The sequence below is a fragment of the Acidobacteriota bacterium genome, assembly GCA_039028635.1.
Classification (GTDB): Bacteria; Acidobacteriota; Thermoanaerobaculia; order Multivoradales; family JBCCEF01; genus JBCCEF01.
The window spans coordinates 124,925-145,414 of sequence record JBCCHV010000003.1 but is presented as its reverse complement, the minus strand read 5'-3'; the positions used below and the strand labels follow the sequence as shown (position 1 = coordinate 145,414).

General features: G+C 66.0%; 14 protein-coding genes. 11 read left to right on the top strand and 3 right to left on the bottom strand.

Annotation, left to right across the window (positions count from 1 at the left end; genetic code table 11):
• Window positions 1-39 precede the first annotated feature (39 nt).
• From AAF604_02525 to AAF604_02515, 3 genes are all read left to right on the top strand, one after another.
• On the top strand, window positions 40-5,043 hold the full coding sequence (locus AAF604_02525; GenBank protein MEM7048500.1) for an RHS repeat-associated core domain-containing protein: 5,004 nt from the start codon (window positions 40-42) through the stop codon (window positions 5,041-5,043).
• 393 nt (window positions 5,044-5,436) lie between these two features.
• Window positions 5,437-5,919, top strand: coding sequence for a GNAT family N-acetyltransferase (locus AAF604_02520; protein MEM7048499.1), 483 nt, complete (start codon window positions 5,437-5,439; stop codon window positions 5,917-5,919).
• A 22-nt stretch (window positions 5,920-5,941) separates the two neighbouring features.
• Window positions 5,942-6,385, top strand: a complete 444-nt coding sequence (locus AAF604_02515; GenBank protein MEM7048498.1) for a gamma-glutamylcyclotransferase family protein — start codon at window positions 5,942-5,944, stop codon at window positions 6,383-6,385.
• 271 nt (window positions 6,386-6,656) lie between these two features.
• Here the strand turns inward: AAF604_02515 and AAF604_02510 are convergent, their stop codons facing one another.
• Window positions 6,657-8,060, bottom strand: a complete 1,404-nt coding sequence (locus AAF604_02510) for a sugar transferase (GenBank protein MEM7048497.1) — start codon at window positions 8,058-8,060, stop codon at window positions 6,657-6,659.
• Window positions 8,061-8,218: 158 nt separating this feature from the next.
• Here AAF604_02510 and AAF604_02505 point away from each other — a divergent pair, with 158 nt between their 5' ends.
• The 3 genes from AAF604_02505 (at window position 8,219) to AAF604_02495 (ending at window position 13,019) form a co-directional block, all read left to right on the top strand.
• Window positions 8,219-9,166, top strand: a complete 948-nt coding sequence (locus AAF604_02505) for a methylenetetrahydrofolate reductase (protein ID MEM7048496.1) — start codon at window positions 8,219-8,221, stop codon at window positions 9,164-9,166.
• 194 nt (window positions 9,167-9,360) lie between these two features.
• Window positions 9,361-11,511, top strand: a complete 2,151-nt coding sequence (locus AAF604_02500; protein MEM7048495.1) for a sulfatase — start codon at window positions 9,361-9,363, stop codon at window positions 11,509-11,511.
• A gap of 62 nt (window positions 11,512-11,573) precedes the next feature.
• Window positions 11,574-13,019, top strand: coding sequence for a hypothetical protein (locus tag AAF604_02495; GenBank protein ID MEM7048494.1), 1,446 nt, complete (start codon window positions 11,574-11,576; stop codon window positions 13,017-13,019).
• Here AAF604_02495 and AAF604_02490 read toward each other — a convergent pair.
• Together AAF604_02490 and AAF604_02485 are read right to left on the bottom strand one after the other, a co-directional pair.
• Complete coding sequence (locus AAF604_02490) at window positions 12,962-13,390, bottom strand: molybdenum cofactor biosynthesis protein MoaE (GenBank protein ID MEM7048493.1); 429 nt, start codon at window positions 13,388-13,390, stop codon at window positions 12,962-12,964. The genes AAF604_02495 and AAF604_02490 overlap by 58 nt on opposite strands.
• A 34-nt stretch (window positions 13,391-13,424) precedes the next feature.
• Window positions 13,425-13,670, bottom strand: coding sequence for a MoaD/ThiS family protein (locus AAF604_02485; protein ID MEM7048492.1), 246 nt, complete (start codon window positions 13,668-13,670; stop codon window positions 13,425-13,427).
• A gap of 152 nt (window positions 13,671-13,822) precedes the next feature.
• Between AAF604_02485 and AAF604_02480 the strand changes: the two genes are divergently transcribed.
• From AAF604_02480 to AAF604_02460, 5 genes are all read left to right on the top strand, one after another.
• Window positions 13,823-14,416, top strand: a complete 594-nt coding sequence (locus AAF604_02480) for a sigma-70 family RNA polymerase sigma factor (GenBank protein MEM7048491.1) — start codon at window positions 13,823-13,825, stop codon at window positions 14,414-14,416.
• Window positions 14,417-14,457: 41 nt separating this feature from the next.
• On the top strand, window positions 14,458-17,187 hold the full coding sequence (locus tag AAF604_02475; protein ID MEM7048490.1) for a CHAT domain-containing protein: 2,730 nt from the start codon (window positions 14,458-14,460) through the stop codon (window positions 17,185-17,187).
• Between the two features lie 57 nt (window positions 17,188-17,244).
• Window positions 17,245-18,033: a hypothetical protein gene (locus tag AAF604_02470; GenBank protein ID MEM7048489.1), complete on the top strand. Its 789-nt coding sequence runs from the start codon at window positions 17,245-17,247 to the stop codon at window positions 18,031-18,033.
• Between the two features lie 344 nt (window positions 18,034-18,377).
• A complete protein-coding gene (locus tag AAF604_02465) occupies window positions 18,378-18,665 on the top strand; it encodes a hypothetical protein (protein ID MEM7048488.1) in 288 nt (95 codons plus the stop codon).
• A gap of 135 nt (window positions 18,666-18,800) precedes the next feature.
• Window positions 18,801-20,411, top strand: a complete 1,611-nt coding sequence (locus AAF604_02460; GenBank protein MEM7048487.1) for a S8/S53 family peptidase — start codon at window positions 18,801-18,803, stop codon at window positions 20,409-20,411.
• Window positions 20,412-20,490: the final 79 nt, after the last annotated feature.

Below are 20,490 nucleotides of genomic sequence, written 5' to 3'. Positions count from 1 at the left end.
ACGGCCTTCAACCCTCATTCCTGGAGGAGTCTACTTCCTATGCTCGATGCTCGCCGTTGGTGGTTCGTCCTGCTGTTGAGTCTGGTGACTCTGGTGGGTCCTGCCACTGCCTACAACCCCAATCAGCCGCAAGGATTCCCGTCGGATCGGGCCTTTCATCAAGCCCCCGACCTGCCCGATCAGGTGGACCTGTTTTCCGGTCGTCTCTCGCTCGTCTTGCCCGTCGGACCGCTCACCTTGGTTTACAACAACAATGTCTGGCGCTACACGCCGGTGATCGAAAACATGCAGCCTCGACTGCGCGCCGAGCCGGATCGGCAGCAGAACGCCGGGTTCGGCTGGCACCTCGGTTGGGGAGAGCTCTATCCCCCAGGCCATTGGTACAACAACTCGGCGGTCGGCCAGTGGCTGTATGTCGGCGATCAAGGCACTCGCCATGTCTTCTACGGTGCTCTGCACCGCAATGAGGACGACGGCGACCTGGACGTTTACTACACGCGCGACAACTCCTATCTTCGCCTCCGCAAGATCGTCGCGGGCAGCACCTGGGACGTGGAGTTCCCGGACGGCTCGGCTCGCCGTTTCGTCAAGGCCGGAGCTGGCCAACCCTATCGGCTCGTCAGCGGTTGGGATTCCTTCGGCTCGGCCTCCGATGCCGACTTCACCGTCACCTACTCGTCGGATAACCGTCTGCGCACGATGACCGATCGGTACGGCCGCCGGCACCACGTCCACCTCGCCGTCGCCGGCGACCAGGTGGACGGCCAGACCCTGAGCTGGATGGGGCAGGTGGTGACGAAGGTCGATGCGCAAGGCGTCAACGGTCAGCGACTGGAGTACTACTTCACCTATCGCAACATTCTGGTGAGCCTGAGCTGCAAGAACACCTCGACTCAGTTCGGTCCGCGAATCCGCTTGCCCCACCTGGTGCGGATCGACCAGCCGGACGGAACCGCTTATGTCATGCAGGATGGCGGGACGCCGTCATACGTCAATGTCTGCCCGGCTGGTATCGATGACGCGCCGGGCTCGTTGACCCGCATGGTCTTGCCGACCGGAGGAGAGCTCCGCTGGACTTACCAGGAGTACGAGTTCCCGCCGGGCCACAACTGGGGCCCCTTCAACACTTCCGCCGGTGTCGCGACCCGGGAAGTGGTCAAGGCCAACGGTTCGGTTCTCGGCTCCTGGAACTACGTGACCCGGGATTTCGGTGGAACCCAGACTCAGGATCCGGAGGTCTGGACCGATGTCGTGGCCTCGCCGGAAGGGGATTGCTCTCGGCATTTCTTCAGCGCCATCAACTACGTTTCGCCCTCCCAGGGCAAAGGCTGGGAATACGGCCTGCCCTTCGTGCGCAGCGTCCAGAATGCCGGCCGTTTCCTTTCTTCCGAGGTCTACACCGGTCACAACGCATCCTCGATGCTCTGTCAGGGCACCAAGTTGCGCAGCACTTTCGTGCGCTTTCGCCACGACCCGATTCCCGGAGTGGCGACCGATCCCGGCAACCCTACCTGCGAGGGCACGACTTCCTGCTCTCGGCTGGACGAGTGGTTCAATACCAATCGCACCCTGGACGCCCAGCGCATCGTCTTCCACGACGACGGCAACCGCTGGACGGATCTCGAGCTGAGTCAGTTCGACGGCATCGGCAACTTCCGTCGGGCGGTGACCACCGGCAATCTGTGGAGCGGTTCTTCCAACCAGGAACGGCGCGAGGTCTTCACCAACTTCACGCGCTCTCCGGGGACCGTCCCGGGCGGTGGCTACTCACATCCGGATCCGTCCGACCCCTGGATTCTCGGAGTTTTCGACCGCGTCGACACCACCGAGTCGGAAGCTCTGGGTGAACGGACGAGTCGGGTGGTGACCTCCTTCGACGATGTCACCGGTGCCCTCGAGTGCAGTCGGACTCTGCGCAGTGGGGTGACGGCGTCGACCAACGACATCCTCGTCACCTATGATCGCAATGGCCGTGGACTGGTCACCGACGTCAAGAGCTATGGTGCCGATCGCAACCCCTTGCCGCCGATGTTCTCGCGCAACCAGATGGCGGACTGCGGCCCGCTGCCGGCCCAGCCTTCGTACTGGGATCACCACGAGTACGATTACGGGGTTCTCGCGCGCACCCGGCCCTTCCAGCCCACCGGCAAGCCGGGTCTGTTCCTCACCTACGATGTCACCGTCGATCCGGCTTCCGGTGTGACCTTGTCTTCTCGTGATGCCTCCGGTTACGAGACGACTTACCAGTACGACGGCGCCGGCCGAGTCTCGGTCATCACCCCCCAGGACCGTGCCGCAACCACCCTGACCTACGTCAATCCGGTCGGCATTCAGGGAGCTCGACTGCGTTATGTCTCGGCCTCTGGAGTCAACATTTTCCGAGAAGAGGAACAGGTGCTGGACAGCTTCGGCCGGGTGGTTGAGAACCGCCGCCGCATGCCGGGTAGCGTTTGGTCATCGCAGAGCCGCGACTACACTGCCCGCGGCTGGCTGACTCAGGTGACCGAGGTCAATGAGCCCAACTTGCGGACTCGCTACCTCGACTATGACCCATTTGGGAGGCCGGGGACGATTCGTCCGCCGGAAGGTGCCAATCACGACATCTCGATGACCTACCGCGGCGAGCGTGAGGTCACCTACTCGGTGCCCATTCAGCTCAGTCTCTTCGGCAACGAAGGCTCGTCGACGCGCATCCAGCGTTTCGATAGCTACGGTCGATTGAGGGAAGTGTTGGAGCCCTCGGCTCCCAGCGGCGGAAACATCACCACCGACTACCTCTACGATGTGGCGGGGCGCCTGACCCGCATTGGAACGACCGGCGGTGATCTCGGCCAGGTTCGCACCTTCACCTACGACAACCGTGGCTTCCTGCTCACGGAGAGCCATCCCGAGAAGGGGCCGTTCGGAGGCGGCACCGTCCACCACTCGAGCTTCGATACACGAGGACTGGCCCTGCGCAAGCTCGACCACAACAACGACCTGGGATACCAGTACGACTTTCTCGGCCGGATGCAGAGAGTCTACGATCGAAATCAGGGCAATCGCACGCTCCGCTCGTTCACCTATGACAGCGCTCCTGGGTTCGGCCGAGGGAAGGTCCGTCGGGCGACGGCGTTCAATTACCTGAACATCCCGTCCACCGGTGTCGACTTCACCGTCAAGGTGACCCACGACTACCGTTATCAAGCCAGCGGCGGAGCGGTGAATCGCAAGGACACTATCTACGAGATTCCCAATGGCGCCTACACGATGCGAACCGACTTCGCCTATGACGGAGTCGGGCAAGTCACGGCCTTGCAATACCCGCGTTGTGTCTCCGGGCCGCTGTGTGCCGCCAGTCCGGTGGGTAACTCGCTCGTCCTGGATCAGCAGTATGACTTTGGATTCTTGACCGCGGTGCCGGGCTGGGCGAGCAACATCTCTTATCACCCCAGCGGGCTCTACTCTCGTATCGATCACAGCAACGGCGTGATCGATCAGCAGATCCTGGATTCGTCGCGTCGCGATCGGCCGCGGCAACTGACGTCCTCGGGGTTCGCAACCGCCGGCTGGGACAGCGGGCTGATCACCTATGACGGTAGCGGAAACATCAAACAGATCGGCGCCGACCGCTTCGCCTACGACAAAGTGGGTAGGCTATCGCGGGCTCGGATCGCGGATCATCCGTTCAACAAGCCGATTCACTACGCCTACGACATCTTCGGCAATTTGGTGCAGCGCGATCCGGTGATGGATCCTGCCACCGGAGTGCTGACGGTGGATCCGCTCACCAACCGGTTGACCAGCGCGACCTACGATGGGGCGGGAAATGTCCTTTCTTGGAACGGACAGCTCTTCTCCTATGACCCCTTCAACCGCCTGACCAACCAGGCCTGGATGATCTACGCCTATGACGCCTATGGAGAGCGGGCGGCCTCTTTTGCCGCCAACTCGACGGCTCCGTTTTTCCATCTTCGGGGGTTGGGCCAAGAGCTTCTCTCGACGGTCTATCTCGACGGGCAAGGCACCTTTGAACGGCAGAAGGACTTCATCTACGCCAATGGACGTCCCCTGGCTTCCATCGGCGACCGAGAAACCGTTCACTACCACCTCGATCACCTCGGGAGTCAACGCCTGGTCACGCGGCACCCCAGCGGTCAAGAAGTCTGGAGGCCGGTGATCCTGCCCTACGGCCAGGAGGTCTTCAACGAGGAGCTCGACAACCGCCTGTTCACCGGTCACGAGCGGGACTTCTCCTACGGCACCGACTACATGCACACGCGCCACTACTCGAGCGATATGGCGCGCTTTCTCAGCGTCGATTCCTTCCGGGGTGTGCCTTCGATGCCGCAGAGCCTCAATCGGTACAGCTATGTGATGGGCAATCCGATGAACTCGGTCGATCCCGATGGGCGGTTTGGGGTGCCATGGGTGTTCGTGCGGGCGGCCTACGCCTTCTGGGCCTATCTCCACAGTGAGGTCATCGAGGTCATCGCCGGTGGTGGGGGTGGCGGCTTCTCCGATGAGATTACGGTCACGGGCAGGAACCCAGGGGTGATCAATGGGCTTCCTCCCTTCGATGTCAGCGACGTTCTCGATCCCGAGCCGTTGGCGCCGGTTGGGCCCCGGCGTGGCACCGGGCCTCGCCAGGGGACGCAGGGTCCGGATGGAGAGGGCGGCGAACCCGAAGTGCCCGAGGTCGAGGTTCCGGGACCGGCCGACGGTTTGATCGATCCGAACATCGATCCGAATCTACCGCCTTGTGGGTTCACCGGAACCATTGAGAGCCGAAAGATCGACCGCTCCCGGTATGCCGGATTTCGATTCATCGATGACAATCAATTGGCGAACGTGGCGAGGCCGTTCGGTGGAGCGATCAAACCCGCCTTGTTCTTCTTCAAGGGGAAGTCTTTCTTGGCGCCGGGCAAGGGCAGGGATTTCTGGATCAAGGCATCCAGACTAAACATCAGTCGGAGAAACTTGCAGGCGGGAGGAGGGGCTGCGTACAACGCCGCAGGCCGGCCCTTTTCGTCGGGACAGGAGTCCCCTGGATGCCGGCCGTAGTCCGAGAAACCGTGGGTTGCCCTCACTTCTCCTGAGGGTCCCGTCCTGAGGGTGTCCCTCGGACAATGGATGAATCGCGGTGGTCCCGTCGCTCTGAGCGGCGGGTTCCACCGCGATTTTTTGATTGAAGCCGGAGGGCCGGCGAGACTCCCTGTTCTCCTCCCTTCCCTGCAGGCTCCGAACTCTGATCCGTGTATTCTCGAGAGCAGATAAGGCACCGGCGTGTGACTTCGGGGCCGCAACCTCCCTCGAGGCCTGCAGACTGCTTCCGGGAGGCGTCTCGCGTCAATTGCCACGGTCAAGGTCAAGGCCCAGCGTGTGGTGCCTCGAGGTGAGCCGTTCTCGAGTGGCTCAGAGCGAAGGTGGCCTTTGGGTCCGAGGAAGGGAGCGTTCGTGTGCCGTGACATCCAATTTCGGCGACTGCCGGAGATCGACCCTGCCAAGCTCATGGCTCTGATGAACGATCCGGAGATCCGTCGCCACCTACCGCTCGCCAGTGGAGACTTCGGTCCGGCAGAGTGCGAGCGCTTCGTCGCGGCCAAAGAAGAGATGTGGCAGCAGCACGGCTTCGGCCCCTGGGCTTTCGTCCAGCACGGTGAGCTCATCGGCTGGGGTGGGCTGCAGCCGGAGGGCGACGACGCGGATGTCGGTTTGATCCTGCGTCCGCAGGCGTGGGGTGTCGGCCGGCACCTCTACGGCAAGATCGTGAAGTTCGCCTTCGAGGAGCTCGAGCTGGACTCGGTGATCGCGTTGCTGCCCCCGACCAGAAAGCGCGGCGGTGGCTTGCAGCGCCTCGGCTTCGAGCCCGATGGGGAGGTGGTGATCGGAGGCGAGCGTTTCGTCAGGTTCAGGCTGTGGCGTGCAGGGCTGCAGTGAAACGACGCGAAAGAGTGAAACGATGACCGCCGAATCCAAGCCCATGAACAGGATTTTCTTCTACGGTCTCTTCATGGACCGGACTCTTCTCGCGGGGCAGGGGCTTCGCCCGGAGGTTGTCGGTCCTGCCGTTCTTCCGGAATACCGCATCCACATCGGCGAGCGTGCGACCTTGCTGCAATCTCCTGGTCGTCGCGCCTTCGGCGTCGTCATGACCCTCACCGGGCAAGAGGCGGACGATCTCTACTCGGAGCCGAGCGTTCGCGAGTACGTTCCAGTTCGCGTGCAGGTCGAGCTGCTGGAGACCAACGAAGTCGTCGCGGCCTCCTGCTACAACCTGCCGCCCGAGTTGGGCCTCGCCGGGGCAAATCCCGCCTATGCGATCAAGCTGGCGCAGCTGGTCGAGGTGCTGGGGTTCGATGCGGCGTACGTCGAAGAAATCGCCGTGTTCGGCGAAGTGCCTTAGTCGCCGACTCGGGGAGACGCCGGCCGGTTTCTAGCTTGTCGGTGTGACGCGGCTGTCCGCCGGTCCCGGTCCGGGCGGTCACCCCCGATCGCGAGCCCTCCCTTCTCACCAGATCTCTTGGCGAAAGGTCGAAGGTTGCGGAAAATGCAAGGCATCGGCCGGTGCCGCGACGACACCGTACTGGACGTACTGCGAGGAGTGCAGCCGGCCGATAACGCAGCAGATTCTGTGACCTACGGCCTTGTCGCGGAGAGCTGGTGAGAAGGTCGGGCTAGGTCCCGCTCGAGGTCAGCACGATCTTGACGGTGCGGAAGAGCACCGAGAGATCGAGAAGTGGGCTCCAGTTGGCGATGTAGGCGAGGTCGTAGCGCAGTTTGTTTTGCGGGCTGGAGAGGTACTCGCCGTTGACCTGGGCGAGGCCGGTGAGGCCCGGGACGACGGTGAAGCGCTCGGCGTAACCGGGAATCTCGTCGAGGTAGCGGCGCACGAAGCCGGGGCGCTCCGGGCGCGGTCCGACCAGGCTCATGGAGCCGCCCAGAACATTGATCAGCTGGGGCACTTCGTCGATGCGCAGGGCCCGCAGCCAGCCGCCGATGGGGGTCAGGCGCGGGTCGTCCGGCTGCGCCAGAACCTCGCCGGTTTCGGCCTCGGCGTCGAGGGCCATGGTGCGCAGCTTCCAGAGGGTGAACTCCTCGAGACCTCGACCGACGCGCCGCTGGCGGTAGAAGGCCGGTCCTTTGGAGGTCAGGCGGATCAGTGGGATGCAGACCGCCAACACCGGCAGGGCGAGGAAGAGGAGTAGGAGGGCGCCGACCAGATCGAGGCCGCGCTTGAGGGGGTGGTTGATCTGCCACTCGCTTTCGCGCACCACTTCGATCAATGGCAGGTCGTGGACCCAGCGATAGCGCATGCGGCCGATCATGCTCTCGTAGGGGCCCGGCAGCAGCAGCACGCTCGAGCGGTTGGCGCGGCTGCCGGTGAGGCGGTCGAGGAAGTGGGTGCGCCAGCTCGGGGTGCTGCCGGCGAGGATCAGGTGATCGATGTCGAGGGACCCGAGCTGACTCGGAAGGTCGTCGACGGTTCCCAGGCATGGTCCGAGGGCCGGAGAATCCTCTCCCGCCTCTTCGTCCGGTGGAATGACGTGACCGACGATGTCGAGGCCATGCCAGTGATGGGTGCCGATCTTCTCCGCCACCTCGATCGCCGCCGGACCGCAGCCCACCAGCACGACGCGCCGTCGGCCGGGGCTGTGCCAGCGCTCCAAAAGCAGCCGCCAGAGCAGCAGAAAGAGCAGATTGGCGAAGACGAAGAGCAGCAACACCGAGCGCGGAAACTGGATCTCGGCGAGGAAGTAGAAGCCGGCGAGTAGCAACCCCTGCAGCCCGACGGCGGCGCTCAGGCGGCGCAGCAGGTCGAGCCGTGGCCGGGGCTCCGGCGGATCGTAGAAGCCGAAGAAGTAGAGCAGGAAGATCTGGGTGACGACGGCCAGGGCGACCCCTCCCCACTCGGCCGATGCCAGCCGCAGGCGGTCTTCCGGGAGAAGCTGGGCGGTGAATGGCAGCGGGACGTTGATGCGTGCCCAAAAAGCACCGTAGAAGGTGCCGGCAGCGATCACCAGGTCGCCGACCATTCGGAGCGACGACAGAATCTTTCCGCGCGGTGTCAGCGTGTTCATGGCTTCACGATGGGTGGCCCCGCCAGATCGAGACGCAGTCTCGGAGCGCCGACTCTATCGAACCGCAGCGATGTCGCTATACTGGCGCCCTGATCGGGCGCAGGTTGTCCGCGGGTAGCGTCGAGGGACGAGCAAGCCATGGCCGGGGAACTAGAACCGTGAAGGTTACCGAGCATCTCACCAAGGCCCAAGGGCCGCTGATCAGCTTCGAGATCATCCCACCGCTGCGCGGCGGTAACGTGCGCGCCCTGCTCGAGGTGATCGAGCAGCTGGTGCCCCACAACCCTCCCTTTGTCGACATCACCAGCCATCCGGCGGAGGTGATCTACGAGGAGACACCGCAGGAGATTCGCAAGCGGATCAAGCGTAAGCGACCTGGAACGCTCGGGGTCTGTGCCCTGATTCAGAACAAGTACAACATCGATGCCGTGCCCCACATCCTGTGCCAGGGCTTCACCCGAGAAGAGACCGAAGACTTCCTCATCGAGCTCAAGTACCTCGGGATCGACAATGTGCTGGCAGTACGCGGGGACGACAGCGGCTACCGCAAGCCCCTGCGCAATGGCCGCAGCGCCAACAACTACGCCGTCGATCTGGTGCGTCAGATCTCGGCCATGAACCGGGGCCAGTACCTCGAAGACTCGTTGCTCGATGCTGAGCCATCGAGCTTCTGCATCGGCATCGGTGGCTATCCGGAGAAGCACTTCGAAGCCCCGAACCTGGCGAGCGACATCCGCTTCGCTCGCGAGAAGGTCGAGGCCGGCGCCGAGTACATCGTCACTCAGATGTTCTTCGACAACCAGCGCTACTTCGAGTTCGTCGCGGCCTGCCGAGCGGAAGGTGTCGACGTCCCGATCATTCCAGGGCTCAAGGTGATCACCTCCACCCGCCACCTGTCGAGCATTCCGCGCACCTTCCACGTCGACATTCCGCCGGCGCTGGCCGACGAGGTGGCGGCCGATCCCGGCAACGTCGCCGAGATCGGTGTCGAGTGGGCCCTGGCCCAGGCCCAGGAGCTGGTCGACAAGGGCGTTCCCTCGGTGCATTTCTACGTCATGCTCGATGCCGTGGCGGTCACTCGCCTGATGGCCAAGCTCAAGCTCTAGGAGCTCCCGCGGCCGCCGGCCGGAAGCGAATGCGGCCGGTCCTCGGCTGGCGATCGGTCACCTTCTGTGCACAGTCTCGACGCTCCAGCGGCGGAGCTGCTGGCGTTCTCCGGGCTCCTCGCCCTCGCGCGACACGATAGGCTGCGATCCGTCCGTTCGTGGGGGGAGTAGTGGAACGGAGGAGGCGTGAGTTGGTGACGAGGAAAGGTCCGCGGTGGTGGTTCGCGAGAGCGGGCGCTCTCGCCGTGGCGGGCTATCTGATCCTGGGCTGCGGCCGACCCCCAGCCGAATCCGATTCGGCTCCGCGAGCGCGGCTGCCCCGCGGTGTCGTCTTCGAGGGGCCCCCGGTGCTCTGTCTGCCGGGCAGAGAATGGCGGGCCGACGATGCCTGGCTGTTCCTCGGCACGGCGACGATTCCCTGCGCGGTGCGGGAAACGCCGCAGGATGGCTGGTGGTTCGAGCTCGAGCCGATGGGGCCAACGGCGACCTACCGTTACTCGATGCTGTGGGATGGCGAGGTGATCGCCGAGCTCGCGCCCGAGGCTGGACCTTGGAAGTTTGTGATCCCCGCGGCGCGTCTGTCGCCCGGCGAGCATCAGCTCGAGATCCGCCGCCAGCGCGAATATCGCGATCAACAGTACGGCGCCAACTGGCTCGACAACCGCTTCCGCCGCATTCGCTCCGGAGCCAACCCGGAGTCGCTGACCGGCCTGCCACCGCGCACCCATCCATCGGTTCGGCTGCTTTCGGATTTCCTGCGCTTCGGAGTGGTGGGGCGGGGACCGGTGAAGCGTGGCGGATGGATGTTCGTCGGTCCGAGCTCGCGCTCGCTGATTCTCGAGGGACCCGGCAGGCTGCACTTGCGGCCGGAAAATCTGTCCTCCCGCCCGGGGAGATTTCGGGCTCGGCGGCGTGGCGCCGAGGTGGTCGAGACCGAAGTGCCGGCGGGCTTCGCCACCTCCCTCGAGCTCGAGCTGCCGGCCGGCGAGAGCCATTGGGAGCTCTCCGTCGACGGCGTGGAACACGGACTCTTTCTATGGTCGCAGCCACGTCTCGAGACCTCTGCACCGGGGCGCCTTCCGCCGGTGGTTCTGGTCACCCTCGACACCACTCGTCGCGATGCCCTGACCCCCTATGGCGCTCCGCGTCAGGCCACACCCCACCTGGCGCGCTTCGCGCGTCGTGCGACGGTATGGGATCGCGCCCACTCGACCTCTCCGTGGACCCTGCCGAGCCACGCTTCGATCTTCACCGGTCTGTACCCGTCGCGACATCGGGCGGGGGTCCAGGAGTCGGCCCTCAATCCCGCTCGCCGGACCCTCGCCGAGCGGCTCCGGGATGCCGGCTACACCACCCTCGGATTCGCCGGCGGCTCCCTTTCGTCTTCCCGTTTCGGGGTCGCCCAGGGGTTCGACTACTTCCGCGACCCGGAGCGCTACCAGGACACCGGGGATGTCCTGGTGCGAGCCGTGCGCAGGGCCCTCGAGGAGCCCCTCGGCGGGCCGCTCTTCCTGTTCGTCAATCTGTTCGATGCCCACGCCCCCTACGAGCCGCCGGAGCCTTTCGCTTCCGACTGGCAGGTGCCGGCTAAGCGCCAGCAGGTTCCGATCGCCACCCTCTGGGGACAGCTCGCGAATGGTGACCAGCGGGCTTGGCGTCGGATTCGCGACAACCAGGCGCCAGCCGGCGAGCGGGAGCTGGCTTGGCTCGAGGCGGCCTACCGTGCCGAAGTGGCCTTCACCGATCAGCAGGTCGGCGAGCTCTTTGCGCTGCTCGAATCCAAGGGACTGTTCGATGACGCTTGGGTGGTCGTCACCGCCGATCATGGCGAGCTCCTCGGTGAAGGCGGATTCTTCTCCCACGGGGCGCGCCTCGACCCCGAATTGGTGGAAGTTCCCCTGCTGATCAAGGAGCCGCGGCAGCGGCACCGGCGCCGACGCGATGGGCTGGTTTCCGGCGTCGACCTCTTCCCATCCCTGTTGGCCGCCGCCGGTCTCGAGATTCCGCCGTCGGACGGCCGCGTCCTCGGCCGTGATCAGACGCATCCGCTGGTCTTGTTCGAGGAACATCGCAGCTTGGTGCACCCGTTGCCGCCGGCACCGCGGGTGATCGCGGCGCAGCTCTTCGGGCTGCAGCGGTCGCAACAGCGCCAGGTGTTCTGGGAGGACGGCGAAGAGTGTCGGCGGCGGAGCGGCACGGCTTGGCGGCCGGAGCCCTGCCCGCAGGGTTCCGAGGTCTTGCGCCGGCGGGTGCTGGAAAAGCTCTCGGCGGCGCCGCTGGTGGTGGATCCGGGTGAGCTCCCGGAGGAAGAGGCCGCGGCGCTGCGTGCCCTCGGTTACCTCTGAGTTACCTGCCTCTCTGAAGTGCTGGGCTACGGCGCTGTCAGCGGCCGCCGTAGAATGGCCTCATGTGGCGCACCCTGTCGACTTACCTGCTGCTGATCTCCCTCCTGCTCGGGTTCGGCGCCTTCGCCTGGTTGACCCGCAATCCCGACAGTCCTGCGGCGGCGCGGGCCGAGGGCTGGCCGGTGGTGGGGCCCTTGGTGGGCAAGGTTCGCAGCCTCTACTTGCCTCCGAATCAGCCTGCCGAAGCCGTTGCCGACGACGACCTTTCGGAAGCGCCGGCACCGGAGCCCACCGTCGATCGACCCCTCGACCTGACGGCGATGCAGCGGGCGCAAGCCAACCGAACCTCGAGCCGCCGGGCCGGAGCCATGGCCTGGCTCGGCCCCGGCGACCAACTCCTGGAGCAGCGGCGGCAGGGCGCGGCCTTGGTCGAGAAGATCGATGCCTTTCAGCAGGTGACCGTGCTCGAGCGCCGGGGCGAGTGGCTACGGGTACGAACCGACCGCCGTGGCGAGGGCTGGGTGCGGCCGGTGCAGCGGGCTGCCGCCGGCGAGCCGCCGTTGGGCAATGCCACCGAGCCGCCGCGGCCGTTGCCCGGCCAGACCCCTGATCCGGAGCGCCTCGAAGCCGCCATGGCGCTGCTCGGCGTCGGCGGACCGGCCGGAGAGGTCGGACCCTATGGTCTGTTCACGGATGTCGCCGATGCCGGCCTGGTGACCACCTTCGATCGCCTCGCCGAAGGTCTCGACGGTGCCTACCGGCAGCGCTATGGCTTGACTCCGCGCGGCTCAGCCGCCGAAGCGGTGGTGTTTTTCGAGTCCGAGCGCTCCTACCGGCGATTCCAAAATCGCGAGCGCTCGCTGGTCGACCTGCCGGCGGGCGGACACGCCGGCTACGGCTTGGTGGCCTTCTATCGTGGTGATCGGCGGCGCGACGAGCTGCTGTCGACGCTCGCCCACGAAGTCGGTCACCTGCTCAATCGGCGCGCTTTGGGCCCGGCCTTGCCGCCCTGGCTCGACGAGGGTCTGGCCGATGATTTCGGCGCCTGTCGCATCGACGCCAGCGGTAAGCTCGATCCCTCGACCCTCGGCGGCAGCACGGTGCGGGAAGGCTCCATGGTGCGCTACTTCGGTCCGCCGGCGGCGTTGCGCTTGCTCACCCAGTTTCGCGACCGGGGCGAGCTGTTGCCGCTCGCGGAGCTGGTCGGTCTCGATTGGGAGGACTTTGTGCGGTCCGACTATCGGGAGCTTTACTACTCCCACAGTGGCTTCTTCGTGCGCTATCTGCTGGAGGGACGGCACGGCCCCGGGTTCCGGACCTTCCTGCGCCAGGTGGCCGGCGGCGGTGCGGTCGGGGGAGGCGCGCTGACGGGCTCCTTGGGGATCGACTGGTCCCGTCTCGAAGCAGAGTTCAGTACTTGGCTGACGGAGCTAGCGCGAGCCGAGGCCGGTTATGAAGGTCCGACCAGCGACTCTTCTTCGCGCCAGATCGACGGGCCGTCGCGATAGTGCTCGCGTTTCCAGATCGGCACTTCGGCTTTGAGGCGCTCGAGGGCGGTTCGGCTGGCTTCGTAGGCGGCGGCGCGGTGCGGTGAGGCGACCGCGATGATCACGCTCGCCTCGCCGGCGGCGACCTCGCCGAGGCGATGGACGATGCTGGCCCCGAGCTCTTCGTGTGTTCCTTCGAGGTCGTCGACGATGCGTGCCAGAGCGCGCTCCGCCATCGGCCGGTAGGCGGTGTAGGTGAGGCCGGTCACCGGACGGCCGCGGTGATGGTCTCGAACCGTTCCGAGAAACAGCAGCACCGCGCCGCGGCCGCGATCGAGCACCGCTCGTTGCACCGCGGCGAGGTCGATCGCCTGATCCGTCAACCCGGTCATGCTTTGGTCGAGGGCCGAGCGGCGAGGGCGGCGTTCATCCACCGGAAACCGGCGGAAGAAGGGCGACTTCGCAGCCCGGCCGGAGCGGTCGGTCGGCGGCGGCGAGCTCGCCATCGACGGCGAGGGCGAGGCGCGGGAAGATCTTCGCGAGGCTCGGGTAGGCGGCGAGCAGCGGGCCTTCGAGGTCGCCGAGGGAGGAATCTGCAGGCACCTCGAGCTCGACCTCGGGCGCACCGAGGGCCTCCCCGGCGCTGGCGAATCCTAGAACTCTGATCTTCACGCCGGGATGGTAGCAGGCGACCGGTGAATTCTCCGCCCCGAGCGTTGCCGGAGTTTTGATAGCTTCTTGGACCCTGAGATGCTTCGACAGTCCGAAGAGTTGTGTCGCGGGTGAGGGAGAGGCCTCCTGCGCGTTGGGTCGGGGGCTAGCTCTTGACCGAACCGGCCGACCGGAGCGTGGCGGCCCGTCTCGAGGCCCTGGTGGTCGGCGAAAGCGGGGCTACCGCATGGCTCTACGACACCTTTGCGCCGGTCTTTCGATCTCGCCTACAGCGCCGATACTCCTACGTCGATCCGGAGGATGTTCTGCACGATGCTTTCGTGCAGTTCTTCCGCGATGACTGCAGGGTGCTGAGGGAGTTCGGCCGGCGAGTCGCACCGGCGGCTCAGACTCGGGCCGCTCTCGAGCGCTATCTGTGGGGCCTGGTGTGTGGCTTGGTGAGCAACCATCGGCGATCCGCGAGCTTTCGTAACTCGCGCCCTCTGCTCGAGGTCGAGATGGAGGACTCGGCCGCCAGTGGCGAAGCCGCCGTCGTGGCTCGCGAGCAGCTCCGCAAGCTCGATGCCTGCTTGCGAGCGACCGGAGATCGTCTCTACCTCTACTTCAAGTTGCGCTACTCGGAAGGTCTCTCGCCGGAAGAGATCGCCCGCGTGACCGGCTGGTCGAGAAAGCAGACCTACAAGCTGAAGCAGGCCGTCGATCGGGCGGCACGGCGCTGTGCCGAGAAGATCGGAGTTTTGCCATGAGGGTAGGACGGTGCCGGAGGCGCTGCCGTGCTTGCGGGTGGGTGCTGGGCATCTGCCTGGTGTTTCTCGCCTGTCAGCCGGCGCCGGATCTCGATCTTCCGGTCGTGATTCGCAACCACCAGGAGGTAGTCGTCCTTTCGAACGCTGAGCTCCTGCCACTCTTCCTGCTGCCGGAAAGCCGTCCCAGCCTTTGCCTGCAGCCGGCGGCGACGGCCGATACCAGCCGCTGGGAGATGCGCCTGAGCTTCGCAGGGATGCCGCTGAACCAAGACTTTCGGCCGCCGGTGGCGCGCATGGCGACGGTGCTCTGTTTCGAGGGTCAGCTGCCCTCCGTTCTCCTGTCGGGCCGGGAGGGAGACCTCTGCGGTGAGCTGATCGATCGCTTTGACGGTTCTCGCTACCGGACGCCTTGTCGGCGGATCGGCTTCCGCCCGGCCTTGCCCTACGCCGAGTTTCGCCGGGACCGTGCGGCTCTGTTGCGGTCGGCGTCCGCGATCGGGCTCGACCGCTTTCTGGAGCGTTGGGATGCCCTGAATCGGCAGAACCGGCAGAGCTTCCCCCTCGCCGCGGTTCAGCTCGATCTGGTGGCGGTTCATTTCCTGCGAGAGGCCGGGAGTCGCGAATCGCAGGTCGAGGCGCGGCGCCGTTTGCGCGCCCTACCGGCCTGGCTTGAGCAGTCGGAAGCGAGTGGTATTGCCGCCGAGGCGCTGCGGGAACAGGCGCTTCTCGAGCTGGTGTTCGGCAATCCTGCAGCGGCTTGGGGGCTGCTGAGCCGGGCTGAGCGGAGTGCCACGAGGGTGGCCTACCGGAAGCGCTTCATGATCACCGTGTCGCAGGCCGAGCTGTTGGCGCGGCAGGGGGCCGTGGACGAAGCGATCGACCGCTTGCGAGCTGCCCTCGACGACTGTCGCTTCGCTCCTTGTGACGATGCTCTGTTGCCTTCGGCCTATGGCCAACTGGCCTGGCTGATGCAGTTTCAGCAACGCATCTCGGACGATGAGCTGGCGGCGGCGGAGTCGGTGGTGCGTCAAGCCCTGGAACGCCTTCCGGGCCATGCGCCGCTGGAGCGCGTCAATCAGATGCTCAACCTGGCCCTGCTGCGAGTGCGTCGCGGGCTCGATCCAGGAGCCGAGCTCGAGCGCGCCCGAGCACTTCTCGGGGAGATGGTCGATGAGGGCGAGATGCATCGGCGGCGGCGGGCTTGGATCGAGCTCGTTGCGGGCTTAGCGGCCTTCGGCAACAGCCGGTTCGAAGCCGCCCGCCAAGCTTGCGCCGAGCTGGAGCCGGGGTCGGATCTGCGCCTCGCCGCCTGGGCGGCGAGCTGCGGTGCCAGAGCGCGTCGTGCCCTGGGAGACCTCCGGGGGGCCGATGAGCTCTTCGAGCGAGCTCTGGGACTACACGAGGTGACGACTTGGCAGCGGCGAGGAGGTGGTCTGCCGGTCGGCTTCGGACCGCAGTCCGAGGATTTCGCTCGCGCGGCGCGGGTGGCGGTGGAGCTCGACCGTCCGGACGTCGGATGGCAGAGGCTCGCGCGCCTCGATCGTATGTCGACCCTCGGATGGGCTCGACAACGCTGCCGCGAGCGTGCCGCCGATGACCAGAGCCGCTCCCGTTGGTCCCGCCTCGATCGCCAGGCGGAACGGCTGCTCGCCGAGCTGGCCGCCCTCGAGGTGCCGGCTTCGCGAGCCCGGAGCGATGAGATCCGGCGCACTCGGCGGTCGTTGGTCGACGAGCTCCGGCAGCTCTGGCGGCGATGGCCGGCCTGTGAGGACCCTGGAAGCGTGGCGGACCTTCAGGGGGCGGCCTATCGCGCCGTCGCCCTCGAGGACGAAGTGCTGCTGTTGCGCCGCCAGGGGAGTGGCGAGTACTCGCTAGCCCGTCGAACCTCGCTTCGCAGACAAGCCCTGCAGCGGGCTCTCGATCGTCTCGCGCAGCCCGCGGTGGGCCGGTCCGAAGAAGCCTGGCGTCGCACCCTCGAGCCGATCGCTCAGGCCTTCGCGCCGGAAGGCCCGCCCGACCCGGTCACTCGCTATGCTCTGCATGGTCTGCTGCAGCGGGTGCCGTTGGGCGCTCTGCCGCTGTCCGAGGAGTGGGGCGCCGGAGAAGCTCGCTGGCTCGGTGAGGTGACGACGCCGGTGGTGGTGCCAGCCGGGGCCGATCGGCCCCGCCGCCGCTTCGCCCACCTGGCACCGCCCCTTTTCCTGGTCGATCCGGGCGGCGATCTGGCCGCAGCGGTCGAGCTTCTGCCGCTCTACCGCCGACTCTTCCCGCGTGCCGAGATTCTTTCAGGAGCCCAGGTCACGGGGAGCCGGGCTCGGGAGGGCCTGAAGGTTGCCCGGGAGTTGATCCATGTCGATAGTCACGGTCGGTACCAGCCCGGTTTCCCGGAGATCTCGGCTCTCCTCCTGGCCGACGATGAGGTCACCCTGGCGGTAGGCCCTGTCTGGTCCGGTGGGACGCGTTTGGTGAACCTCAGTGGTTGTCACACCGGTCGCTGGCCGGTCTCTCCGGACAGTGGTCGCTTCGGACTCGGCGGCCTGCTCGCTCAGCTCGGAGTGCCCTGGGTGGTTGCCAGCCGGGGCGAGCTGGGCGATCGTCTGGCGGGTGAGTTCAACCGTGCCTTCTACCGAGAGATCGCCGCCGGCCAGCCAGTCCCGGTAGCCTTCGGGAAAGGCCTTGCCGAAGTCCGGCGCCGCTTTTCGGCCGCCGAATGGAGTGGTCTGATGTTGATCTCCGGGGCGGTCGAGCCTTCGGCGTCGGGAGCCGGATAGCTCGATGATGAACCAAGGTCCAGGGCCGGAGAAGGCCGACGATCGGATTTGCGAGACATGAGCCCATCGAAACTCGACAAGCTGTTGCGCCAGGTCGCCTCGCTCGAGGACTCGACCGGCGAGATGCCCCGGGACGAGACGCTGCGAGCCTACCGAGCTGGCCGCCTTTCGGACGCCGAGGCGCAGGCGGTCGAGAAGCAACTGTCCCGCAACCCCGGGGCACGCCGTCGGCTGATCGAGCTCGCCGACCTCGAAGCGCTCGATGAATCCCGGGCCCTGGCGGCCGGCAGCGGGGGAGAGAAGCCGAACGCCCCGCTTACCAGGATTCGCCGGCAGCGCTGGGCGCTGGCCGCCAGCGTCGTCGGCATTCTCTTGCTGGGCCTTTGGTTCGGGGTGATCAGTCGGCAGCTTCCCCGGCCGATGTCCTCGGACTACGAGGTTTTGGCCTTTGGCTTGGCCACCGCACGCGGCGAGACGGTTCCCCCGGGTTCGCTGGAGGCGCGGCCGGAGACCGCGCTGAGATTCGAGATCGCGCCGCGCGAGGAGGCGTCGGCGGATGTCGAGTTCGGCCTCTACGGCAGAGACGGTGATGCCTTGCGCCGCTTCCAGCGGGTCGATGCCCGACAGCTCGAGGCCTCCCAAGGGGCCGCGGTCCTGCGCCTGCGGGCCTCCGAGATCCTGACCGAAGGGCCGGGTGACTACTTATTGTTCGTGGTGGTTGCCCGGCCCGGTGACCTGCCGGTTCTGCTCGAGCTGGAGCCAGGGGAGACCGGTCGCGATCGCCTTGCCGAGGGCTCGCGCCGCAAGGTCTATCCGCAGACGGTGCGCCTGTTAGCAGGCTGCTGAAAAAGTCCGCTTGCGACTTTTCCAGCGCTGCTAGCTGTTTGTTTCAGGGGGCTAAGCGCCCCCTCGCCCGAAAAAGTGCGATTTTTCGGGCTCACCCCGTCTCACGGCTTCGCCGCCGGGCCCTCTCGGGCCCGGAAGCAGGTTGCCGATGAGTTTTTCAGCAACCTGCTAGCGCCGCCAGAGCCCGAGGCGCTCGTCGGTCCCCGGGAGAGCGGTCCTTCTGACCACCGTTGGCCGAGAGAATTCGGCCTTCGACGATTTCTTGGGGCAATCCTGCCGAGTGGTGACTCCCTAAGGGACAGGAACGTCAGTTGATCCTGTCCATTTCGTCAAGGAGACCGAGCATGAAACTCCAATCACCACCGAAACGCTGGAGAGTCGCCTTGGGTTGCATCGCCGTCGTCGCCCTTCTCTGCGGCTCGTTGCAGCTCGCGGCGGGCCCCCAGAACCCCGAGCATGGCGCCATCTGGAATCGCTATGTCGGGCCACCGCCGAGCATCAGCTGTGGACCGAATCGGACTTGCGCTCAGTGCGTGACCTACTTCAACAGCCAGGAGGTTGCGCGCGGTCCCGCCACCTGCATTGTGGACAGCGCCATGTACACCCCCTGCATCAGCGCTTTCGATTCCTAGTCCGTCCTCAGAGACTTCGATCCGAGATGCCCCTTCGGCCCGCTGGCCGAGGGGGCGCGAAGGACTAGCGATGATGGCTTGATCGCCGCCGAGATCGGTTGATCTGCAGTGCTCTTCTCCGGGGGGATTTTCAGCATGACGACGAGAATCTGGTGTTGGTTTGGATTCGGGGTGATGGTGCTCGTAGGGAGCGTGGCTCGAGGCGAGTCGACCGCCGTCGAATGGCGGCGTCTGGCGTGTCCACAGCCGTTCGCCGGTGGCGAGATCCGGTGCGGGCAGGAGAGCGATGGCGCGACCATCATCTACCAGGTTGCGACGGCGGCCGAGCGGTTGTCGCCGGGACCGGTGCCGGGGTGTCGAACCGGGCCGATCCATTCGGAAGTTCCCAGGGCCTACCCGTCGCCGGCCATGGCTCCGCGATCGGATTCGCCGCTGCCCTGTGACCAAGGTTCTTGCCTTTGCGACTCGGCCGCCGCTTGCGACTGCGAGTGGATCGCCCTCGTCGACTGGAATCACTGGCACGGCTGGTCCCTCGCCTCCCTGATGGATTCGGTGGCCGAGTCTGAGGTGGGCGTGGTGCTTTTCGACCTCGAAGCCGGCATCCATGGCTTACCGACGACGGGAGCGAACGATCTCGGGGTCTTGGCCCGCCTGTGCCAGGTGCTCGAGGTCTCGCAAAGCTCGGGACCGCCCTTGGCGGTCAACATGAGCTTCGGACGGCTGGCGACCTCGAAGTCGGGGTTGGGAGACGAGATCAGCGCCGCTCTCGAGCGCCTCTCGGATCACGGGGTGACCTTGTTGGCGAGCGCCGGCAATCATCGCGAGCTGCTCTTTCCGGCGGCCAGCGAGACCGTACTCGCGGTGGGCTCCCTGGCCCTGCCGCAGTTCCTCGCTCGTCAATCGGTGGTCCAGTCGAGCTGGGAGACCCCGCCGGCGCCCTGGCACCAGCCACCCGGCAAGCTCGAGGCGCTTTTTCCCTCCTCGGGGCTTTGTTATTCCGACCATGGTGTGGTCGACCAGAGCGCGTGGCTCGCGCCGCCCGGGTCCTCCTACGCCACGGCGATGGCAACCGGTTGGCTGGCGCTGGCCCATCGCCGTGGAGCCCTGAACCTGCCGTTCGAGGACCCCGGTGCCGGCCTATGGCATCCGATCCGTGGCGACGGCGACGCGGAGCGCTTCCTGCTGGCTCGCGACGGCGCGCCGATCGTGGGCTCCGAGTCGCCCTTTGTCGATGCCGTACTCGCCGCCTCGAGCGATCACGATCACCCTTGCTGGCGCAACCTCGGTCTCGCCCGGGCCTCTCTCGGCGCCTGCAGCGATTGCTCACCGAGCAGCGCGGTCTCTCTGGTTCAGCTCGTCGACGACCTCTACACGGGGACGCCGGAAACCAACGCCTGTGTTCCTTGCACCGGTGACCGACCGCCCCCGGTGAGCGGAGCGGACCACCGCTTGGTGCTGAACCTGGCGGCGACTCCACCTCTTCCCGAGGGGCTCCGGCCGACCGGGCTCCAGCTACGGGTCGGCGAACGGTTCCACGATCTGCAGGGATCCGACGACCTGCTCGGTCGTCTTCGTCTGGGGGCGGCGGATCCCTCCGGTGTCGAGGAGCTCGTCATCGAAGGCATTGCCGCGACCGACGACCTCTCTCTGCTCTTCCTCTTCGCCGACGAGCGCTTCGATGGTGGCTCCGGTGGAGCGTTCTGGACGTCGACTCCCATTCATCTGCCGGAGTCTCCCCGCGACTGAGCTTGGCCTCGGAGCCCGCGGTAATCCGGCGCCGGATGCCGGAACGGACTCCCCCTCGATGACCCTGTAAGGCCGCCGG